This is a genomic window from Emergencia sp. JLR.KK010 (genome assembly GCF_037018265.1).
Lineage (GTDB): Bacteria > Bacillota > Clostridia > Peptostreptococcales > Anaerovoracaceae > Senimuribacter > Senimuribacter intestinalis.
The window spans coordinates 411,319-431,226 of the sequence record NZ_CP143550.1 but is presented as its reverse complement, the minus strand read 5'-3'; the positions used below and the strand labels follow the sequence as shown (position 1 = coordinate 431,226).

General features: G+C 45.1%; 18 protein-coding genes. 15 read left to right on the top strand and 3 right to left on the bottom strand.

The window, feature by feature from the left end; genetic code table 11:
* Nucleotides 1-198: 198 nt before the first annotated feature.
* From V1225_RS02095 to V1225_RS02075, 5 genes are all read left to right on the top strand, one after another.
* The gene (locus tag V1225_RS02095) at nt 199-1,611 is read left to right on the top strand and encodes a transglutaminase-like domain-containing protein (RefSeq protein WP_338547470.1); all 1,413 of its coding nucleotides are present in this window, start codon (nt 199-201) and stop codon (nt 1,609-1,611) included.
* A 158-nt stretch (nt 1,612-1,769) separates the two neighbouring features.
* Nucleotides 1,770-3,167, top strand: coding sequence for an AbgT family transporter (locus tag V1225_RS02090; protein WP_160200926.1), 1,398 nt, complete (start codon nt 1,770-1,772; stop codon nt 3,165-3,167).
* Nucleotides 3,168-3,229: 62 nt separating this feature from the next.
* Entirely contained in the window at nt 3,230-4,402 is a 1,173-nt protein-coding gene (locus V1225_RS02085) for a M20 family metallopeptidase (RefSeq protein ID WP_160200925.1), read from the top strand.
* A gap of 2 nt (nt 4,403-4,404) precedes the next feature.
* Nucleotides 4,405-4,650 (top strand): hypothetical protein, encoded by a 246-nt coding sequence (locus tag V1225_RS02080; RefSeq protein WP_160200924.1) that lies wholly within the window; start codon nt 4,405-4,407, stop codon nt 4,648-4,650.
* 115 nt (nt 4,651-4,765) lie between these two features.
* The gene (locus tag V1225_RS02075; RefSeq protein WP_251613928.1) at nt 4,766-6,127 is read left to right on the top strand and encodes an amidohydrolase family protein; all 1,362 of its coding nucleotides are present in this window, start codon (nt 4,766-4,768) and stop codon (nt 6,125-6,127) included.
* Between the two features lie 740 nt (nt 6,128-6,867).
* On the opposite strand, the gene V1225_RS02070 is transcribed toward V1225_RS02075, so the two are convergent.
* Nucleotides 6,868-8,571: a sigma 54-interacting transcriptional regulator gene (locus V1225_RS02070; protein WP_160200922.1), complete on the bottom strand. Its 1,704-nt coding sequence runs from the start codon at nt 8,569-8,571 to the stop codon at nt 6,868-6,870.
* 332 nt (nt 8,572-8,903) lie between these two features.
* Here V1225_RS02070 and V1225_RS02065 point away from each other — a divergent pair, with 332 nt between their 5' ends.
* The 8 genes from V1225_RS02065 to V1225_RS02030 all read left to right on the top strand — a co-directional run bounded on the left by V1225_RS02065 (nt 8,904) and on the right by V1225_RS02030 (nt 15,594).
* Nucleotides 8,904-10,262 (top strand): carboxyl transferase domain-containing protein, encoded by a 1,359-nt coding sequence (locus V1225_RS02065; RefSeq protein ID WP_160200921.1) that lies wholly within the window; start codon nt 8,904-8,906, stop codon nt 10,260-10,262.
* Between the two features lie 11 nt (nt 10,263-10,273).
* The gene (locus V1225_RS02060; RefSeq protein WP_160200920.1) at nt 10,274-10,609 is read left to right on the top strand and encodes an OadG family protein; all 336 of its coding nucleotides are present in this window, start codon (nt 10,274-10,276) and stop codon (nt 10,607-10,609) included.
* A 12-nt stretch (nt 10,610-10,621) separates the two neighbouring features.
* Nucleotides 10,622-10,984 carry a biotin/lipoyl-containing protein gene (locus V1225_RS02055; RefSeq protein WP_160200919.1) on the top strand — a complete coding sequence of 121 codons (363 nt, stop codon included), beginning with the start codon at nt 10,622-10,624 and terminating at the stop codon, nt 10,982-10,984.
* A 15-nt stretch (nt 10,985-10,999) separates the two neighbouring features.
* Nucleotides 11,000-12,124: a sodium ion-translocating decarboxylase subunit beta gene (locus V1225_RS02050; protein ID WP_160200918.1), complete on the top strand. Its 1,125-nt coding sequence runs from the start codon at nt 11,000-11,002 to the stop codon at nt 12,122-12,124.
* A 12-nt stretch (nt 12,125-12,136) separates the two neighbouring features.
* Nucleotides 12,137-13,540, top strand: a complete 1,404-nt coding sequence (locus V1225_RS02045; protein ID WP_160200917.1) for an oxaloacetate decarboxylase subunit alpha — start codon at nt 12,137-12,139, stop codon at nt 13,538-13,540.
* A 49-nt stretch (nt 13,541-13,589) separates the two neighbouring features.
* The gene (locus tag V1225_RS02040) at nt 13,590-14,828 is read left to right on the top strand and encodes an aminotransferase class I/II-fold pyridoxal phosphate-dependent enzyme (protein WP_160200916.1); all 1,239 of its coding nucleotides are present in this window, start codon (nt 13,590-13,592) and stop codon (nt 14,826-14,828) included.
* A 114-nt stretch (nt 14,829-14,942) separates the two neighbouring features.
* Nucleotides 14,943-15,371: an Lrp/AsnC family transcriptional regulator gene (locus V1225_RS02035; protein ID WP_160200915.1), complete on the top strand. Its 429-nt coding sequence runs from the start codon at nt 14,943-14,945 to the stop codon at nt 15,369-15,371.
* A gap of 25 nt (nt 15,372-15,396) precedes the next feature.
* Nucleotides 15,397-15,594, top strand: coding sequence for a hypothetical protein (locus V1225_RS02030; RefSeq protein WP_160200914.1), 198 nt, complete (start codon nt 15,397-15,399; stop codon nt 15,592-15,594).
* Nucleotides 15,595-15,988: 394 nt separating this feature from the next.
* Here V1225_RS02030 and V1225_RS02025 read toward each other — a convergent pair whose 3' ends face one another.
* Nucleotides 15,989-16,414, bottom strand: a complete 426-nt coding sequence (locus V1225_RS02025) for a DUF4430 domain-containing protein (RefSeq protein WP_160200913.1) — start codon at nt 16,412-16,414, stop codon at nt 15,989-15,991.
* A 69-nt stretch (nt 16,415-16,483) separates the two neighbouring features.
* Nucleotides 16,484-17,893 (bottom strand): amidohydrolase family protein, encoded by a 1,410-nt coding sequence (locus V1225_RS02020; RefSeq protein WP_161909369.1) that lies wholly within the window; start codon nt 17,891-17,893, stop codon nt 16,484-16,486.
* Between the two features lie 67 nt (nt 17,894-17,960).
* Here V1225_RS02020 and V1225_RS02015 point away from each other — a divergent pair, with 67 nt between their 5' ends.
* A complete protein-coding gene (locus tag V1225_RS02015; protein WP_161909370.1) occupies nt 17,961-18,512 on the top strand; it encodes a DUF2284 domain-containing protein in 552 nt (183 codons plus the stop codon).
* A complete protein-coding gene (locus V1225_RS02010; protein ID WP_160200910.1) occupies nt 18,502-19,875 on the top strand; it encodes an MATE family efflux transporter in 1,374 nt (457 codons plus the stop codon). Before V1225_RS02015 ends, V1225_RS02010 begins: the two co-directional genes overlap by 11 nt.
* Nucleotides 19,876-19,908 lie beyond the last annotated feature (33 nt).

Sequence of the window (19,908 nt, the reverse complement as noted above, 5' to 3'; positions counted from 1 at the left end):
ACCTCGTTTGTATGTGCACCATTTAAGGCTAATTTACTATAAATGGTGCGGAAGAAGCGAAATTCATTTTGCAGTAGCTTCCCGGCATTCATGGGAAGGAATGTTTTTAAAACTTTTGCTAGGAATTTTTTAGAAGTATGGTATACTGTATTTAATTTGTTACCCCATGAAAGAAGTAGGAGGCATTTTGAGTACGAAATGAAACACGAGGATCTGAAGTATCTGGCAGTAGCTTTGCCGGAGGATATTTTAAAAGAGAAGTGGAGTGGTCATTTTGATCGCGTGAGAGAAATTATTGCAAGACGTTTGGCGGGAGAACTGACTTATGATATGCGCTGCCGGCTGGAGTTGGAACTGACCAATCTAGAACATCTGGAAAAGTGTTACAACAGAACGGAAGCGGAAGCGCTAGAAATGGTGCAGGAGAGGATTCCATCTTTTACTGCGGAGGAACTTGATGAGCTGCGCCTTGAGAATAAAGTGGATTTTATTTATTTGAATGGAGAAGTGCGCTACTTGAGAAGCTTCTGCAGTACGCTTTTTAAGGTATATCCTGAAATGGAAGAGCGTGAGGCTCGGGAAAAGGGCGACGCTTATGAAAAGCAGGCGGCGAGAGCCGAGGAAGTGGAGGCTGTTGACCAGCTCGTTGAGAATTTAGTGGATGGACAGGAAACTTCAGCGCATATTCATATTCGCCAGAAGGTCTGGATTAATGAAGATGCCTTGGAAGAAGGAAAGCCTGTGCGCATTCACGTGCCGCTTCCTGTGGAACGACAGCAGATGAAAAATGTGAAAGTGATAAGCGTAACACCGCAGCCGAAGGCAATGCCTTCTCTGGAAGACGGTCACCCCGTTGCATACTTTGAGGAAAAAGCGAAAGCCGGTCAGGTATTTTCTGTGGAGTATAGCTTGGATCATGTGACGCATTTTGTAGACCTTTCCTGGGAAGCCATTGAGAAACTGGGTGAGGAGAAAGGCGACATTCCAGCAGAGGAAGCCCAGTATCTCTGCGAGCAGCTGGCGCACATTCAGTTCACACCGTATCTGAGAGGCCTGGCAGAGAGTTTAAAAGATCCTTCGGGCAATCTGCTGAAAACGGCAAGACGCATTTATGATTATGTGACAACCAAAGTGACCTACCGCTTTGTCAGAGATTATGCGGCAATCGACAATCTTAGCGAATACTGCGCAGTGAATCTTCGCGGTGACTGTGGTATTCAGGCGCTTTTGTTTATTACACTTTGCAGAATTTGCGGCATACCGGCAAGATGGCAGTCCGGGCTTGACACGAAACCGGGTAGTTTAGGCCAGCATGACTGGGCGCTGTTCTATCTGCCGTCCAAAGGCTGGCTGGGTGCAGACCTGTCCTACGGCGGGAGTGCCTACAAAAAAGGCAAGACGAAGCGCTGGGATTATTTCTTTGGAAATGTTGATCCGTTCAGAGTGCCGATTAATGATTCTTTCCAGGCGGAAATGGTGCCAGTGAAGAAATTCCCTAGAGAAGATCCTTGCGACAATCAGTGCGGAGAGCTGGAATACGAAGATCGCGGTTTGTACGGAAGCGACTGGGGCTGTGATTACGAGGAAATTGATATTCATAGGATAAAATAAATACGTTGTTATAGATTATTTGAAAACTGCATGGACGGTAAATTACCGCTCATGCAGTTTTAGCTTTTGATTAAAGATGCCTAATATCTTAAAAACCACTTGAAAAAATATGTCGGGAGGGGGTATAATATATATAAATTTTATAAGGAGGTAAACTAATGGAACAAAAGAAAAAGAAATTTGCGGTGCCTCATGTATACATCCTGCTGCTAGCACTTATTTTGTTATGCAGTATCCTTACGTATATTATACCAGCAGGATCATATGACATGATGACACTGGAAGACGGAAGAGAAGTTGTCAATGCAGAGACTTTTCACAATGTCGATTCGACACCAGTGAGCTTTTTGCAGTTCTTGACCGCAGTACCCCGCGGTATGCAGGAGTCTGCACAGATCATCTTCTTCATCTTTATTGTTGGTGGAACTATGGCTGTAGTACAAGAAACCAGAGCGATTGAAGCCGGCATGGGAAGATTGATTAAGGCGCTGAAGGACAAGTCTATTATAATCATCCCGATTATTATGGTTCTGTTCTCCATCTGCGGATCCGTATTCGGTATGGCAGAAGAGACCATCCCGTTTATTCCGATCTTCGTATCACTGTGTATTGCCATGGGATTTGACTCTATCACAGGTGCGGCTATCGTGCTGTGTGGTGCCGGTGCAGGATTTGCAGGTGCCTTCATGAATCCGTTTACGATTCAGGTTGCACAGGGTATCGCAGGCCTGCCGCCGCTTTCAGCTATGGGTTTCAGAGTAGTTCTATACATCTGCTTCGTATTGCTGGCAGTCACATTCGTTATGAGATATGCATTGAAGATTAAGAAGAATCCGCAGCTCTCCAACATGCATGAATTTGACAAAACCAGAGAAGAATCTGTAGATCTCGATTCCTTACCGGAATTTGGCGGAAAGGAAAAAGCAATTTTGATTGTTTTTGTCGCTTCTATTATCATATTAGTCTACTGTGTCATTCAGTATGGTTGGTATATGGACGAGATTGCAGCGCTGTTCCTGTGCATGTCTTTCATTGTTGCGACAATTGCAAGAATGGGATTCAACAACTATGCAAATGTACTGGGAAAAGGCATGGCTGACATCGCTTCCGGCGCACTGGTTGTAGGCTTTGCAAGAGGTATTTTGGTCGTGATGAATGATGGACAGATTTTACATACGATTCTGCAGGCTGCTGCTTCTGGACTGAGCAAACTACCTTCGATGGTATCTGCTGTCGGAATGTACATTTTCCAGTGCCTACTCAACTTCATTGTGCCTTCAGGTTCCGGACAGGCTGCTGTTTCTATGCCGATTATGGCTCCTTTGGGTGATCTGGTAGGCGTAACAAGACAGACTGCTTGCCTCGCATTCCAGATGGGTGATGGTATCTCTAATATCTTCACACCAACCTCCGGCTATTTTATGGCTGGACTGGCTATTGCAAAAGTGCCTTGGAGCAAATGGGCTAAGTGGATTCTACCTTTAATTGGATTAGAATATCTGTTAGGTGCAATTTTTATCGTCATTGCACAGGCAATGCAGTTAGGACCATTTTAAAAAATGTTTACAGAAGAAAGGGCATATTGGATGATATGCCCTTTTTCCTAAGAGGAGATAAAATGAATTACAGTGAATTAAAAGAGAGAATTTTTTCTGAAATTGAAAAATATAGAGAAGAATTGACCGCACTGAATGACAATATCGCTGACAATCCTGAAATTTCCGGAGAGGAATATGAAACTTCTAAGAAAATCGTCAAACTATTGCAATCTCACGGTTATCAGGTGGAATATCCCTTCGCCGGGCGTGATACCGCTTTTAAGGGAATTTATGGGGAGAACCAGCATAAGCATAAGGTAGCAATTCTGACTGAATACGATGCTCTGCCTGAGATAGGACACGCCTGCGGACACTGCCTGTCAGGTTCGATTAGCATTCTTGCAGGTCTGGCAACGAAAGAGATGCAAGATGAGCTGGACACGGATATTCATATTATTGGCACACCTGTGGAGGAAACAGACGGGGCTAAGTGTCAGATGGCAGAAGATGGTGTTTTTGATGGGTACGATATGGCAATTATGGTACATCTGTACAATACCAGCCTGCTGACACCAAAATTACAGGGCTTGGCAGCTTACATGTACTGTTTCCATGGCAAAGCAGCTCACGCTTCAGCAGCACCGTGGGAGGGACAAAATGCGTTTAATGCAGCGCAGCTGATGTTCCACGCAGTAGATATGCTGCGTCAGCATAGTACACCGGATGCGCAGTTTCACGGCATCATTAGAAACGGAGGAGAAGCGCCGAATATTGTTCCGGAAGAGGTTACAGCAGAATTTTATATTCGTGCCCTGGATAAGCATTATCTGAAAAAGCTGATCGATAAGGTAGACGATTGTGCTGCAGGGGCGGCTATTGCGACCCAGACAACCTGGGAAAAATATCCTACGGCAGCCATCTATGATAATATGAAACCAAATCCTACCGGCGCAGCGGCTCTGGCTGAAATCTATGATGAGCTGGGAATTGAAGTAAACGGAGACCACGATAAAATCTTCGGATCCTCCGATGCTGGAAATGTCAGCTTTGCCTGCCCGGGTTTCCATCCTTGTCTGCAGATTGTTGATGAAAATATTCCGATTCATACCAGAGAATTTGCAGAGGCAATGAAAAGTGAGCGAGCCCATCAGGGTCTTGTAGTTGGAGCTAAAATTATCACACTGCAGATCGCAAAGATTTTCAGTGATGAAGAAAAGCTGAACGCTATGAAAGCGGATTTTGCGGAGAAGTAAATATGGGCTATGTATTGTTCTTTTTGCCGCCGGCACTGGCTCTAATCGCTTTTATTGCAGCAATTAAGAGAGGATTTAACAAGGCGGCATTTTTTGTATCTGCCGGTATTACTATGATCATCAACATGTTTGCGATACACAGTTTGACTTGGTATGGTCTTCTTTGTACATTGACTATACCCTTCGCAGGCATATACATCGTCATCTGCCTGGTGTTGTCTATTCAGGAGCATCGCAGCGGTCAGTAAACTTGAAAAAATACTGGATGAAAATAAAACCAATTGCATGACGATAGAAAAGTTGTATAAAGGTTATAAAGGCGTACACTTTAAATCTAAAAAAATTCATAGGAGGTGCTTGCGCATGTTGGACTTACTGATAAAGAATGGACAGTATCCGGATTTTGCGACCGGAGAGATGAGAAAAAGCAATATTGGTGTTGCTGACGGTAAGATTACCTATATCGGATCTGCGTGTCCGGAAGCTGCCAATGTCATCGATGCTTCTGGAAGTGTAGTTTCTCCTGGTTTTATAGATATTCATATGCACGAGGAGGATTTTAAGCAAGAAGGGGAAACCTATGTCATTGCACAGATGATGCTGAATATGGGAGTCACCACGGCGGTAGGCGGTAACTGCGGTATGCAGAAGCAGGACTTGGCTTACTTTAAAGAAGTTATCGATAGACTGGGCGGGTGTCCGATTAATTATATTATGCTGGCAGGGTATAATACCTTCCGCTATCAGCTGAATGTCGGAAGATATGAGGCTGCGACAAAGGAGCAGAGAGAGCAGATCAGAACCTTACTTAGAAGAGAACTAAGCCATGGCGCATACGGTATTTCTTTTGGTATTGAATACGATCCCGGCATTACAACCGAGGAAGTTCTGTATGCTATCGGTTGTACCGATGATCCGAACCTGCTGGTATCTGCCCACTACAGGGAGGATTGTCTGCGGGATATCGAACCGATTTACGAGATGATTAAAATTGCAGATGCGATTCCGATGAAATTCCAGATCTCTCATTTGTCCAGTTGTTCCGCCATGGGGTTGATGCAGGAATCATTGGATGCTATTAACCAGGCAATGGAGAGGAACCCGAGGCTGGATTATGATACTTATCCGTATAATGCCTTTTCTACCCATATGGGATCTGCTGTTTTTGAGGACGGCTGCATTGAAGGCTGGCATAAGGATTACAGTGACATACTTCTAACGGACGATCCTTACAAGGATGTTCGCTGTGATAAAGAGACCTTTGAAAAAGTCCGGGAAGAATACCCTGACATGCTTGCGGTTGCATTTGTCATGAACGAAGAGGAAATTGCCGGCGCCATCGCCAATAAAAATGGAATGGTGGGCAGTGACGGCATTATCAATAACGGCAATGGTCATCCAAGAGCTTCTGGCACATTTCCGAGAGTGCTCGGAAAGTATGTCAGAGAAGACAAAGTTCTGCCGATGATTGATGCTATTCGAAAGATGACCTTAGAGCCGGCAAAGCGATTGAATCTGGATAATAAAGGGAGAATCGAAATCGGCTGTGATGCAGATTTGACAATATTTAATCCGGATACCGTCAAAGACGGCGCTACTTTTTCTGATTTGAATATTTTGCCGGAAGGCATCGAATACGTATTTATCAATGGAGAGAAAGCAGTGGATCATAAAATGGTTGTAAACGACAGACTAGGTACATTTATCAGCTATCAAAAGCATTGATAAAAATATAGGGTATTCATGTAATCTGCCCCTTTTTAGCGTTATATGCGATGAAAGGGGCGGATTTTTATTTGTGTAAATTTGGAAAGAAGGGATAGAATAAAGGGATTAAGTCTGTAAACTGGTGTAAATTAGAAAAATAAAAAAGAGCCACAAGTGTTCACCATTCGGTTAAAATATAAAAAACAAAACACGAATAACTAAATGGAGGTTCAATATGGCTCAACTTAATTTTGCACTAAATCAGGAGTTTTTGTAGGTCTTTTTTTTAGTAGAGAAGAAGCTTTTGGAGAACTTATGGAATGTTTACTTAACCAGTTTCTTCAAGCAGAATCTGCTGAAAAATTACAAGCCGGCACCTATGAGAAGTACTGAACGCACTGATTATGGAAACGGAATCCGCCCCAAAATACATTACCACCCGTATTGGTAAATTAAAAATGGAAGTTTCCCGCCATCGTTACAACGTATTTCACAGCAGCATGCTTGATAATTATCAACGTAACGAATAAGCATTTATCAAAACGATGATGGAAATGGTCGTGCAGGACTGGTTGTGGCAATCCGAAAGGTATTTTAAACGGCAGGCAGGCAATGCTGCCAGTCCGGGTTGGAAACCTGTCTGATAGCGTTTTTTGTGCGTAAATTTTGAGTTTTTTAGAAAAATATGCAGGAATGTGTGCATATTTTTGATGCTTTTTCAAGAAATATGCATAGCGGGCACCAAGACAACACTAAATCTATTTTCGGCTTTCTAAAATCATCAGCCCCTTGTCGGTCAGGGACATGCCGTACTTTCCATGGGTTGCAGAAATTAGCCCCTGCTCAGCTAGCATGGAAATATATTTGCGGATTTTGTATTCGGATATGCCGTAGCCGGCATCATGGAGAAACCAGTAAATTCGGCTTCTGCCGGCAATTTCGCTTCTTTGGTTAATTTCCCGAATGGCAGACAAAATAAGCTTAGAGATATCATCAGTTTTTTCAGCAGAAGCAAAGTGGAATCCGCTTTCAGCAGTGGAGGCACTATCATAGGGAAAATCCTCGGGCGTGATGGTATCGCTTTCGCAGACCGCAAGAGTAAATTTAATGGTGGCAAAAAGCTCGCGAATATTGCCCTGCCACTCCCTTTGCATCAGAGCCTCCATGGCAAGAGGCGTGATTTCCTTGTTGATGCAGAACAGGGTGTTCATCCAGTGGGTAACGAGAAGGGGAATATCTTCCTTATGCTGAGAAAGGGGCGGTAGATAAAGATAGCCTTCTTTTAAGCGGTAGAACAAATCTTTACGAAAAGTTTTTTCTGCAGTCATTTCTTCTAAGTTGCAATTGGTGGCGGCAATGATACGGACGTCGACGGGGAAGTGACGCTTGCCGCCGGTTTTTATGATTTCGCCAGTCTGCATGATTTGAAGAATCTGGGCTTGCACTTTCAGGGAGGCTTCGTCTATTTCATCGAGGAAAATGCTGCCGCCTTCTGCCAGCTGAAAAAGCCCGATTGTGCCGTCTTCTTCGCAGCCAAAAAGTTCTGTCTCGATTTGGGCGTCAGACAGCGCAGCAAAGTTGATGGAAACAAAAGGTGCACCTTGTCTTGCGGAAGCGTGGTGAATTGCGCTTGCAAAGATAGACTTTCCGGTCCCGCTGTCGCCCTCAATGAGAACAGACATATCTGTGGCAGCAATTTTTTCGGCGGTAGATTTCACCTTGGAAATGCAAGGACTTTGCCCAATAATGTCTCGGAATTTATATTTTGCATAGCAATTAGGTCCGCAAAGAGCGGTGCGCACTGCCTTGGAAGTTTTGCCCGCTTCGTTGGCAGCATCGGAGATTCGTCTTGCAAAGATTAAGAGGTCGTCCAGATACTGCTTTGCGTAGGATTGCAGGTTGGATTCCAGCAAATGATAGGAATCCATAATTTGTATGATGGTGGAAAAATCGAAAATTTTTGCGCCGATATTGTAGACGTTTTCAACGCCGGCAGGCACGTGAATCATGGCATCGGCAGTAATCGCGATAGGCCTTGCTTTTGCGGAAAAATCGCAGTCTGGTGAGTATGGTACGAACTGATAAAAGTTAAAGCCGCTTCTCTGCAAATCGCTGATGACTTCCTCGGCGGAAGTGCGGGATTCCATGACGACGAGGATTTCCCGATCGCGAGGCAGGAAAAGAATCTTGTCCAGCTTGTGGCTGGTAATGGTACGGCTGCCGACTAAAGTTTCTTCCAGATAATCCGAAAGCCCACTGTCAAGAAATTGCTGGTAAACTTTTTCGCCGGAAAAAACACCAAAGTACTGTCCGCTAAGGACAGTAGAATCTCCTGCGGAGACATTGTATAAGGTGATAGAAACTTCTTTTGGAAGAAAAGACCGAAGTTGTTCCTCTAAAGTGCGTAATGTGAAGAAGTGGTCTGCAACTAATAGCAGACGGGGATTCGTTTTGAAAGCCATAGTAACTCCTTTTGCATTTTGATTGCGGCAACGCCGATTCAATTACATGCGTTCATTATACCATGCCGATACCGCTGAAAGTAGAATCGGAAGGCGTGATTCAATGAACGCGACATTGCGGCAACGCCGATTCAATTACATGCGTTCATTATACCATAGCTATGGAGAGGTGAATATGGATTTTAAATTATTCTTCTGGAAAAATTAAAAAAATTAACTGAAAGTAGCGGCATTCTTAAAAAATCAAGTACTTTTTTTGAAGTATTGCAATTGGGGTGCCTGCTATATAGAATAAAGAAAAAATTCCAAAAGAAAGATGGGGAAATAAAATCGTGAGCAATAAAAAAGAATTTACCGGTGCACAGAAAATGATTTGTCAGATTTTGGATCCGGGCAGCTTTATGGAAATCGGAGAGGCGGTTACTGCAAGACTGACCGATTTTTATACGCCGGATACGCAGGACAAACCATCTGATGGTGTTATCACAGGATACGGCACCATCGACGGACAGCTGGTTTATATATTCAGTCAGGATGTGGAAGTGCTGGGCGGCACTTATGGTGAAATGCACGGACAGAAAATCAACAGGCTCTATCAGCTTGCTATGAAAGCAAAAGCACCGATTATCGGGCTTTTGGACTGTCATGGGTTCCGTATTGAAGAAGGTCTTGACAGTCTGGACAAATTTGCGAGACTTTATGCTTTGCAGGCGCAGGCTTCAGATTTGATTCCTCAGATTATGGCGGTAGTCGGTATGTGTGGCGGCGGCATGTCCATCGCAGCAAACATGGCGGACTTCGTCTTTGTTGAAAAAGAACACGGACAGCTTTTCGTAAATTCGGCAAGTTCCATCGACCGTAGTTTTGACGAAATTGTAGACCAGGCGGACTTCACTGACGCAAGTATGAGCTTTGATGAAATAAAGGACTCCATTCGGACGCTGGTACACACGCTGATTCCGGCGAATACAGAAAGAAAGCCGCGGCAGAAGCCTTGCAACGACGATTTGAACAGACTTTGTCCGAATCTGGCTGGGCTGAGTGGTGACGGCAGAGCGATTTTGAAGGAGATATCCGATAACGGCTTTTTCTTTGAAACCAGAAGAGACTGCGGCGAGGATATGGTAACCGGATTTATCATGCTGGACGGTATAGTAATCGGTGCGATTGCAAACCAGAAATCCAAGTCAGGTATGAGAAGAATCAGTGCTGAAGGCTTTGATAAGGCGGCAACTTTTATAGAACTGTGCGATAAATTCTCCTTCCCGATTTTGACCCTAACCGATACAGAAGGCTTCGACACATCGGAGGAACAGGAAATCTATCTGCCGAAGGCAGCCGGTCGAATGATTAGGGCTCTGACGAAGGCGAAGGCGCCGAAAGTAAATCTGATTACAGGAGAAATTTACGGAAGCGCTTACAGTATCATGAACAGTAAAGGACTGGGTGCTGACTATGTATTTATGTGGGACGGCGCAAAAGTAAACCTGATTAATGCAAAACAGGCCGTTGAAATTCTTTACCCACAGGCAGATTCCACGATGATAGAGCAGCGCATTGCTGACTATGAGAAGAGCCATAGCGGGGCAAGAGCACTGGCAAGACATGATTATGTCGATAAAGTAATTGACCCGGCGGACAGCAGAAAATATCTGGTTGGCGCTTTTGAGACCTTTGCTAATTTGTATTAGGGAGGCAGTCAATGACAATTACAGAAATATTATCGAAAGCGGGAATGAATACGCTGCTTGGTATGGGCACCGTATTCGTCATGCTGGTTTTAATCAGCTGCATTATTTCCCTGTTCAAGTTCATACCGCAGCCGGGTGCCTCTAAGAAACAGAAAGAAGAGGCGGCAAAGACGGATGCAGCAAGCAGTCCTGCAACTGCTGCAGACGGCAAAGATGACGGCGCTTTAATTGCAGTCATTACGGCGGCTATTGCAGCAGCAAAAGCCGCAGAAAATGGCGGAGCATCTTTTGAGAATGAAGCCGATGGCGCATATATTGTTCGATCTATAAAGAGAAGAGGAAAGTAAGAGAGGAAAACTATGGAAACATATATCATTAAAGTCAATGGAGTGACATACGAGGTAGAAGTAGAGAAAAAGGGGGCGGGAGCACCTGCCGCGCAGCCAGCAGCGTCTGCTGCTGCGCCTGCACCTGCTGCGCCTGTGCAGACAGCCGCTGCCGAAGGTGAGGGTGAAGCTGTTACTACAGGAACTGCAGGAAAGGTATGGAAAATCTCTGCAAAAGTGGGCGATAACCTGAAAAAAGGTGATACTATTCTGATTCTGGAAGCGATGAAGATGGAAATTCCAGTAGTAGCGCCAAAAGACGGTCAGCTCACCTCCATTACCGCTGCAGAGGGAGACAGCGTAGAATCCGGACAGAGTGTAGCAACCATTGCATAAACTTAGGGGAAAAACATGGAATATATTATCACAACTTTAGGAAATTTAATCCATCAGACTGCCTTTTTCGATTTGACCATAGGCAATCTGCTAATGCTTGCGGTTGCATGTGGATTCTTATACTTAGCGATTGCCAAGCAGTACGAACCGCTTCTGCTGCTGCCGATTTCCTTCGGCATGCTGCTTGTCAATATTTATCCTCCCATCATGGAAGAGGGAGGACTGCTCCACTACTTTTATCTGCTAGATGAGTGGACGATTTTGCCATCACTCATTTTCCTGGGCGTTGGCGCAATGACAGACTTCGGGCCGCTGATTGCAAACCCAAAGAGTTTTCTGCTTGGTGCGGCGGCACAATTTGGAATCTTTGGCGCATACATGCTCGCCATGCTTATCGGATTCAACGATATGGCGGCAGCGGCAATCGCTATTATTGGCGGAGCCGACGGCCCGACTTCTATATTTTTAGCGATGAAACTGCACCAGACTGACATCATGGGGCCTATTGCCGTAGCAGCATATTCCTATATGTCACTGGTTCCAATCATCCAGCCTCCTATTATGCGAGCTTTGACCACAAAGGAAGAGCGTTCCATTAAAATGGAACAGCTTCGTCCGGTCTCCAAAAGAGAGAAAATTCTTTTTCCTATTGTGGTTACCATCGTAGTGTGCGGCCTTCTGCCGTCCACTACGCCGCTCGTAGGTATGCTGATGCTGGGAAATCTCTTTAGAGAAAGCGGCGTTGTAAGACAGCTGACTGACACAGCGTCCAATGCACTGATGTATATCGTCGTTATATTGCTTGGAACTTCCGTGGGAGCAACCACCAGCGCAGAGGCTTTCCTCAACTGGAGCACGCTGAAAATCGTGGGCATAGGGCTTGCAGCCTTCTGCTTTGGTACAGCAGCTGGCGTACTCTTTGGAAAACTGATGTGTAAGATTTCCGGCGGTAAAATCAACCCGCTCATCGGCTCCGCAGGAGTTTCCGCTGTGCCGATGGCAGCCCGCGTATCCCAGAAAGTCGGCGCAGAGGAAGATCCGACCAACTTCCTGCTGATGCACGCTATGGGGCCTAACGTGGCAGGCGTAATCGGCACTGCTGTTGCTGCAGGCGTATTTATGGCAATCTTCGGCGTATAAAGGAGTAATAACATGAATAATAAAAAGTTAAAAATAACCGAGACCGTTTTGAGAGACGCACATCAGTCTCTCATAGCAACAAGAATGAAAACAGAGGATATGATTCCAATTCTGGAAAAGATGGATCAGGTTGGATATCACTCTATTGAATGCTGGGGTGGTGCGACTTACGATGCTTCTCTTCGGTTCTTAAACGAAGATCCGTGGCAGCGCCTTAGAACGCTGCGTCGCAGACTTAAAAACAGTAAACTGCAGATGCTGTTTCGCGGACAGAATATCCTCGGATATAGACATTATGCTGATGATGTAGTGGAATACTTTGTACAGAAATCCATTGCAAACGGCATTGATATTTTGCGAATTTTTGACGCATTTAACGACTTGCGCAATGTGGAGACAGCTGTGCGTGCCGCAAAAAAAGAAGGCGGCAATGTGCAGCTTGCAATGTCTTACACTACTGGCAGTGCGTACACACTAGATTATTGGAAAAAACTCGCCTCAGATATGGAAAGCCTGGGTGCAGATTCTATCTGCATCAAGGATATGGCAGGCATTTTAACCCCGGATATGGCTGACCGCCTGGTAAGAGAACTGAAAACCCAGGTGAAAGTTCCCATCTCTCTGCACAGTCACTGCACTAGCGGCGTTGCACCGATTACTTATGTAAAAGGTGTAGAAGCTGGCTGCGATGTGATTGATACAGCAATTTCCCCATTCTCTATGGGAACCAGTCAGCCGGCAACCGAGGTTATGGTGGCAACTTTTGCAGGAACACCTTACGACACAGGACTTGATCAAAATCTTTTGGCAGAGATTGCAGACTATTTCAGACCTCTTCGTGACAGTTCCATTGCCAGCGGACTGCTTGATCCGAAAATGCTGACAGTTGATGTAAAGACGCTGCTTTATCAGGTGCCGGGCGGCATGCTGTCCAATCTGGTTTCTCAGCTGAAGGAACAGGGGGCAGAAGATAGATTTTATGAAGTGCTGGAAGAAATTCCAAGGGTGCGTGCCGATCTCGGCGAACCGCCGCTGGTAACGCCGTCCTCACAGATTGTGGGTACCCAGGCGGTGCTCAACGTGCTGACCGGCGAGCGCTATAAAATCATGTCTCAGGAAACGAAGGCAATCCTACGTGGTGAATATGGTAAGACTGTAAAGCCGTTTAATCCGGAAGTGCAGAAAAAGGCTATTGGTGATGCTGAGCCGATTACCTGCCGTCCGGCGGATCTGCTGGAACCAGAGCTGGAAACTTTGGAAAAAGAAATTTCCGTGTTTAAAACGCAGGACGAAGATGTACTGTCTTACGCACTGTTTCCGAAGGTGGCAACGGAGTACTTCAAATACAGAGACGCAAAGGCGCATAAAATCGATCCGGATAAATATGATTTGACAAACAGAGCCTATCCGGTATAACATAGAAAGCAAATAATAAAGATAGAAATTTTTAGGAGGTATGTGCGAAATGATTATGGCACAGCAAAACGGAAGAAAAACCATCGGAGCGCCAGATAAGCTTTTCGGAGTTTCTTCCAAAGCAAAAGCAAGAATTGCAGAAAAAGGAAAAGAGAACGTAATCGATTCCACCATCGGTGTACTGCTTAACGATGAAGGAAAGTTGGTTGTGCTGGAGTCGGTTATGGAATGTATCCGCAGTCTGCAGCCGGAAGACTATGCAGCTTACGCACCGATTCTGGGATTGCCTGAATATAGAGAAGCAGTAAAAAAGGCTGTTTTCCTAGACGATATGCCGGAGGGGGTATTCGTAGAAAGCTGTTATACGCCGGGCGGTACCGGTTCCATCAGAAATGCCATTTCCGCATATACAGCTTTCGGAGATAAAATTTTGGTCAGTGATTGGCACTGGAATCCATATAATCTGATAGCATCAGAAATCGGCCGCAGCGTTTCTACTTATCGTCTTTTCAATGAAAAACTGAAATTTGACAGCAAGTCTTTTGAGACAGAACTTGCCGCTATTTTAGCAGAGCAGGATGAAACGCTGATTATCATCAATACACCAGCGCACAACCCAACTGGCTATACTTTCACGGAGGAAGACTGGAATCAGGTGCTGGCTGTGCTTGATACGTATGAAGGTAAAGGTAAGAAGATTGCACTCCTTGTTGATATCGCATATCTGGATTTCTCCGGTGACGCAGTAGAATATAGATTTTTCTTAAAGAAACTGGCAGGTCTTCCTGCGCACATTCTGCCGCTGATTGCATTCAGTGCTTCCAAAGGCTATACAATGTACGGCATGCGCTGCGGCGCGCTCCTTTGCATGGCGCAGACTGCTGAAGTTGCAAAGGAATTTGTGGATGTGATGAGCGTGGAATGCAGAGCATCCTGGTCTAACGGCAACAGAGCTGCTATGAAGGTGCTGGCAAATATCGTGGAAGACCCAGCGTTGATGGCGAAGGTGACTGAAGAAAGAGAACATTATCTGCAGATTCTCAGAAGACGCGGCGCCATTTTTATGGAAGAGGCAGAAAAAGCAGGTCTGACTGCCTGCCCGTATGACAGTGGATTTTTCATCACAATTCCTTGTGAGAAACCGGAGGCAGCAGGAGAACTGCTGCAGGAAATGGATATTTTCTGTATTCCAATGGGCAGAGGAATTCGTGTTTCCGTGGCTTCCAACACAGAAGACGAATGCAGAGTAATGCCTGCAAAAATTAAAGAAGCAATCACCAAAGCATAATAATAGTTCCTAATAATCAAAAAGCAGAACCTAAAAAGTTTTTTAACTTTTGGGTTCTGTTTTTTGTGGAGTTGTGGTATAGTTAGTATTGAAATTTGACGAAGGCAGGGTTTTATGAGAAACTTAGACGATATCGATATCAAGATTTTAAATCAGCTTAGAAAAAATGCACGCACGCCGATGAAGGAACTGTCAGCTCTGGTATATCTGACAACGCCGGCGGTTTCTGCCCGAATTGATAAATTGGAAAAGGACGGATATATTAAAGGATATCACGCCAATTTGGATTTGGAGAAACTGGGCTACGGAATTAAGGCGTTTATCATGATTACTGTGGAGCCGGAGGACTGCCCGAAATTCTATGATTTTGTCAAGTCAGAAAAGAGCGTGTTGGAATGCAACCACATCACGGGCCCCTATTCTATGATTTTGAAGGTAGTGTTTTCCTCCACCAGCCTTTTGGACGAGTTCCTTGGCAAACTGCAGGTTTTCGGGAAGACCGAAACCCAGGTGGTATTTTCCACCGCCTTGGAGAGACATTAGAGCAGACTTGAATTGAGGCGAAAGCATGAAAAATCAATATCTTACAAGAATTTTAGCGGCACATCTCTTGGAGTTAAAGGCGCTGGTTCAGAGATATAACCAGAGTGGAAAAGGAAGTAAACTTGAAGAACCAACTTTTTTGATGGTTCTTACGAGGGGGGAGTTTGCATATCAGAGAAAAGACGGTGTATATGTGGTACCTGTTGGGTGTTTGAGAGACTGAGAGCAGGTTACAATAGCGCTGATAAAACAGCCTTTGTGCAATATAAAGTGAAGAATTACAAATTGCATATTTTCGAGAAAAATCTCCGAAATATGCACGATACTCTACATATTTTTTGAAAAAATCCTCAAAATATGTACAAATAAAGCTGCTGGATGAAAATTTTACTGTTCTTTCGGCAGCTTTTTTCGGTTTTTATAAGACAAATATGCATATTAAAGGCATTTTCTTTAAAAATATGCATACGGTTGTGCATATTATCGACATAATTCTTCAAAATATGCATAGAGACAGATTCTACAGTCTTGCAGTGTAGGAGAGACGTGGAGACTGAGTGAAAGGAAAGAAACGGCCGGAGCATTTAGCTCCGGCTGTTAATTTGCATTAATCTACATCAATCTATTTTCTTATAAACCCATTCCAGCACATCGCCGTCCTGCAGGACATAGTCGCCGGCAGAATCGGCGCACAGCTGTCCGTTGACTTTGTACTGCCAGATTCTGTTCGGATGAAAATCCCCATTGTTTAGGTCATTAATGCCTACGATTGTTCCATCGGTAGTTTCTACATTAACTGACATGTCGTTGACGTTGCAGTAAATCTGAATTGCCTCCAACACAGAGGAATTTTCTTCGATTTTAAAAGCAGTGGTTTCGATGTCAGGGAGTTCCGATTTTTTTGGATAGTCAATGCTGATGGTGATTGTAATCGGATGGATAATTTCTGCAGTGTCGCCTTTATTTTCGCAGCTGGTTGTGCATAAGACAGCAGCAAACAAAGTCAGACACAGGGTCAAACAGATAAATTTACTCTTGTTCATGAAGTCTCCTTTGGGATTGCCCTATGGATTTAGTGTTATTATCTATATTCTACCACAAAACTCCTAAATTTATAAGCGCATTGTGACTAGAAGGTCATACATTTCGTTATCGCAGGCAGTTTCCAGATCGTAGACCACTTGGCTGTCGACAATTGTCATAGAAGCATGCATGGAAGAAAAGTACTGCACACTTTTTTCAAATGGATTTTCTGAAAAGACAGTGAAGTCAGCACGTTTTCCTTGCTCGATACTGCCGTACTCTTTGCCGCAGCCCAAAAGCTCGGCAGCGCCGACAGTCAGCATGTCGACTGCTTCAGAAACACTTCCTACATGGGAATAAACAGACTGATTCAGGCAGTCCGTAGACCAGGTAGTCAGGAATCCTTCCTCTGTAGAATTTACTTCAGAATTAGAAACCGCATTGTCCGCCGCCAGCACCAGGGTGTTATGCTTGCAGCCCTTTGAGCGCAGGAAAACAAAGGCAGCACGGGCTTTTTCTATAGAAGTCTGATCCAGTGCGTCCAAGTGAATATTGTAGCCTTTGTCGCAGACTGCCTGACAGATGGTCTTCAGCGCATCCTCTGAGAAAAAGGCGAGATTTTCGTCGTCGCAGACTTCCAGCTTCAGGAAGTCATAGGTAATCAGGTTGTCCAGCTCAATGCATGCGGTTTTTCCGGCGGTCAGCTTGTGTAAAATCAGTTCCGGTGCAATAGGGCGGTTGATGTAGAGACTGGAAAACAGCCGCTGTTTGACAGGTATACTCTCACCGATGAGGGCAACCAGACAGTCCCGATAAAGGTGCTGGAAATAGTCTGGGGTATTGAGCGGAAAGATTGAAGTAATGCCTCTGTCGCAGAGTGCGCCAGAGGACGCAATCACCGCAGCCTCCACCTCTTCAAAATCGAGAGGACTCAGCACGCTTAGCACATAGTCTGCAGAAATGTACTGCATGCCGTCTTCCTCCGCAGATTCGCTGACCATATCCATTGCCAGAGAGTTGAACCAGCAGTGCACACCACTGGTTCCAAGAAGCAGCACCGGCTTGTCCTGCGTAATCTCGTCCAAAAGTCCCTGCACTTCCTCAGCTTCTTCATAGTCAGCGAGAATGTTTTCGTTGTAGCCGTATGCAAAGATGATATCGCGATCCGTATTTTCAGCATAAGCGGCGACTTCCTCTAAAACAGTGTCCAGATCCCATACCGGGTCGATTTCCAGATACATGTCCTCAAAAGCTTTCAGGATATCCGTATTGTGTACCTCCATGAAACCCGGGAACAAGTACTGCTCTTTTAAGTCAATGACCTGGGTGTCGGAAGATACAATTTCGTCCATCCCCTCAAAATCGCCTACGGCGAGGACTTTGCCGTCTTTGCAGGCAACAGCGCTTGCCCACGGAAACGCGGGGTCCTGGGTATAGACGTGTCCGTTCATATAGATAATATCTGCGGTATGTTTTTTCTTAAATAATCCAAATGCCATGTGCAACCTCCAGAAGAATGGTATATAACCAGTTTACCACAAAATCATTTTATGGTAAACTGGAACTATGAAAATTGAAACATTTGAAAAGACAATTGACATGCCGACTTATATCGAAGGCTACGTCAATGTGGAGGAATTTTTAGAATGCTGTAAAGTCTGCGGAAATTATGACAGAAAATGGTCTTGCCCATCCTATGACTTTGACCCGGTAGAAGACTACTGGAAACAATTTGACACCTTGCATGTCGTTGGAAAGAAAATGATTCTTGCAGAGGAGGAAAAAGATGACTGGGAGAATCTGATGACTGAGGTGAAGAAGGCGTTAACAGCAGAACTTTTCGCAGCAGAAGAAAGGCAGCCGGGCAGCAGATCCCTAAGTGCAGGAAGCTGTCATATTTGCGGTGAGGATAACTGCAGCAAACCCCTTGGACAGCCGTGTCGCTTTCCGGAAAAAATGCGCTATTCAGTGGAATCCCTTGGCGGCAATGTAGGACTGACTGCAAGCAAGCTGCTGGGAATCAATCTGCAGTGGATTGAAGAGGGGAAAGTGCCAGACTACTTCGTGCTGGTCGGAGGTCTGCTTTGCAAAGGAGAGTATAACGGTAATGAGGCTTAAACAGGCTAATGAAGTGGATTTAGGGCAGACGTCTGTAGGGCGTCTGCTGTTTGTGCTGGCTGTTCCTGCCATTACATCGCAGGTAGTCAATGCGCTGTATAACATGGTGGACAGAATGTATATCGGGCATATTCCGGGAGAAGGTGCAGCAGCGCTGACAGGTGTGGGGATTTGTTTTCCGATTATCATGATTATATCGGCTTTTGCCTATTTGATGGGCATGGGCGGTGCGCCCCGCGCCAGCATTTTTATGGGAAAACAGGATAATACCACAGCGGAGAAAATTTTGGGAAACTGCTTTTCTGCCCTTTTGATGACTGCGGCGGGGCTGACCGCAGTGGTGCTGGTGTTTAAAGAGCCGCTTTTGTTTCTTTTTGGTGCTAGTGAGAACACCATAGACTACGCCCAGCAGTACATGACTATTTATGCCATGGGCACAATCTTTGTACAGGCGACGTTAGGCCTTAATGCCTTTATTTCGGCACAGGGCTTTGCGAAGATTAGCATGATGACCGTTGTCATCGGCGCTGTAACGAATATTGTATTGGATCCGATTTTCATCTTCGGACTGCATATGGGCGTGCGGGGCGCAGCAACTGCAACGGTAATATCCCAGGCTATCAGCGCCCTGTGGGCATATCGATTTTTGCGGGGGAGAAAGACGGTGCTGCGTCTAAAGAGAGAATATTTGAAGCCGGAAAAATCAATTTTGCTGCCGTGTGTCGCACTTGGCATTGCGCCTTTTGTGATGATGTCTACAGAAAGCCTTCTGACCTTGTGTTTCAATACGTCGCTGCTGAAATATGGAGGCGATATAGCCGTTGGCTCTATGACGATTCTATCCAGCGTTATGCAGTTTTCTATGCTGCCTATGCAGGGGTTGACGCAGGGCGGCCAGCCGATTATCAGTTACAGCTTTGGCGCAAAAAATATGACCAGACTGAAGCAGGCGGTTAAACTGCAGACGGTCAGCTGCTTTGTATATGCGGCAATAATTTGGCTTTTGGCGGAACTGGTGCCTTCTGTCTTTGCGGGAATATTCACCGATGATCCGCAGCTGGTAGAATTTACAACATGGGCGCTGCGCATTTATATGGCGACCTCTCTTTTAATGGGATTGCAGATTTCCTGCCAGCAGTCGTTTATTGCTTTTGGCAATGCGAAAATTAGTGCATTTTTGGCGATTTTTAGAAAGATTATCGTATTGATTCCGCTGATTTTCCTGCTGCCGGTATTCTTTATGGACAAAGTTTTTGCCGTATTTTTGGCAGAACCGGTGGCGGATGCAATCGCCGTAGCGGCGACAGTTACATTATTTTTGCGGGAAATGCGCCGTATGCTGCGAGATGATCCGGAGAATTAAGGTTTTTTTAAGAATTTCATTATGTTTTTTATA

Bases quoted from the DNA above. Each gene is read 5' to 3' on its own strand.
- V1225_RS02095 (WP_338547470.1), top strand. From the start codon at position 199: ATGAAACACGAGGATCTGAAGTATCTGGCAGTAGCTTTGCCGGAGGAT.
- V1225_RS02090 (WP_160200926.1), top strand. From the start codon at position 1,770: ATGGAACAAAAGAAAAAGAAATTTGCGGTGCCTCATGTATACATCCTG.
- V1225_RS02085 (WP_160200925.1), top strand. From the start codon at position 3,230: ATGAATTACAGTGAATTAAAAGAGAGAATTTTTTCTGAAATTGAAAAA.
- V1225_RS02080 (WP_160200924.1), top strand. From the start codon at position 4,405: ATGGGCTATGTATTGTTCTTTTTGCCGCCGGCACTGGCTCTAATCGCT.
- V1225_RS02075 (WP_251613928.1), top strand. From the start codon at position 4,766: ATGTTGGACTTACTGATAAAGAATGGACAGTATCCGGATTTTGCGACC.
- V1225_RS02070 (WP_160200922.1), bottom strand. From the start codon at position 8,571: ATGGCTTTCAAAACGAATCCCCGTCTGCTATTAGTTGCAGACCACTTC.
- V1225_RS02060 (WP_160200920.1), top strand. From the start codon at position 10,274: ATGACAATTACAGAAATATTATCGAAAGCGGGAATGAATACGCTGCTT.
- V1225_RS02055 (WP_160200919.1), top strand. From the start codon at position 10,622: ATGGAAACATATATCATTAAAGTCAATGGAGTGACATACGAGGTAGAA.
- V1225_RS02050 (WP_160200918.1), top strand. From the start codon at position 11,000: ATGGAATATATTATCACAACTTTAGGAAATTTAATCCATCAGACTGCC.
- V1225_RS02045 (WP_160200917.1), top strand. From the start codon at position 12,137: ATGAATAATAAAAAGTTAAAAATAACCGAGACCGTTTTGAGAGACGCA.
- V1225_RS02040 (WP_160200916.1), top strand. From the start codon at position 13,590: ATGATTATGGCACAGCAAAACGGAAGAAAAACCATCGGAGCGCCAGAT.
- V1225_RS02035 (WP_160200915.1), top strand. From the start codon at position 14,943: ATGAGAAACTTAGACGATATCGATATCAAGATTTTAAATCAGCTTAGA.
- V1225_RS02030 (WP_160200914.1), top strand. From the start codon at position 15,397: ATGAAAAATCAATATCTTACAAGAATTTTAGCGGCACATCTCTTGGAG.
- V1225_RS02025 (WP_160200913.1), bottom strand. From the start codon at position 16,414: ATGAACAAGAGTAAATTTATCTGTTTGACCCTGTGTCTGACTTTGTTT.
- V1225_RS02020 (WP_161909369.1), bottom strand. From the start codon at position 17,893: ATGGCATTTGGATTATTTAAGAAAAAACATACCGCAGATATTATCTAT.
- V1225_RS02015 (WP_161909370.1), top strand. From the start codon at position 17,961: ATGAAAATTGAAACATTTGAAAAGACAATTGACATGCCGACTTATATC.
- V1225_RS02010 (WP_160200910.1), top strand. From the start codon at position 18,502: ATGAGGCTTAAACAGGCTAATGAAGTGGATTTAGGGCAGACGTCTGTA.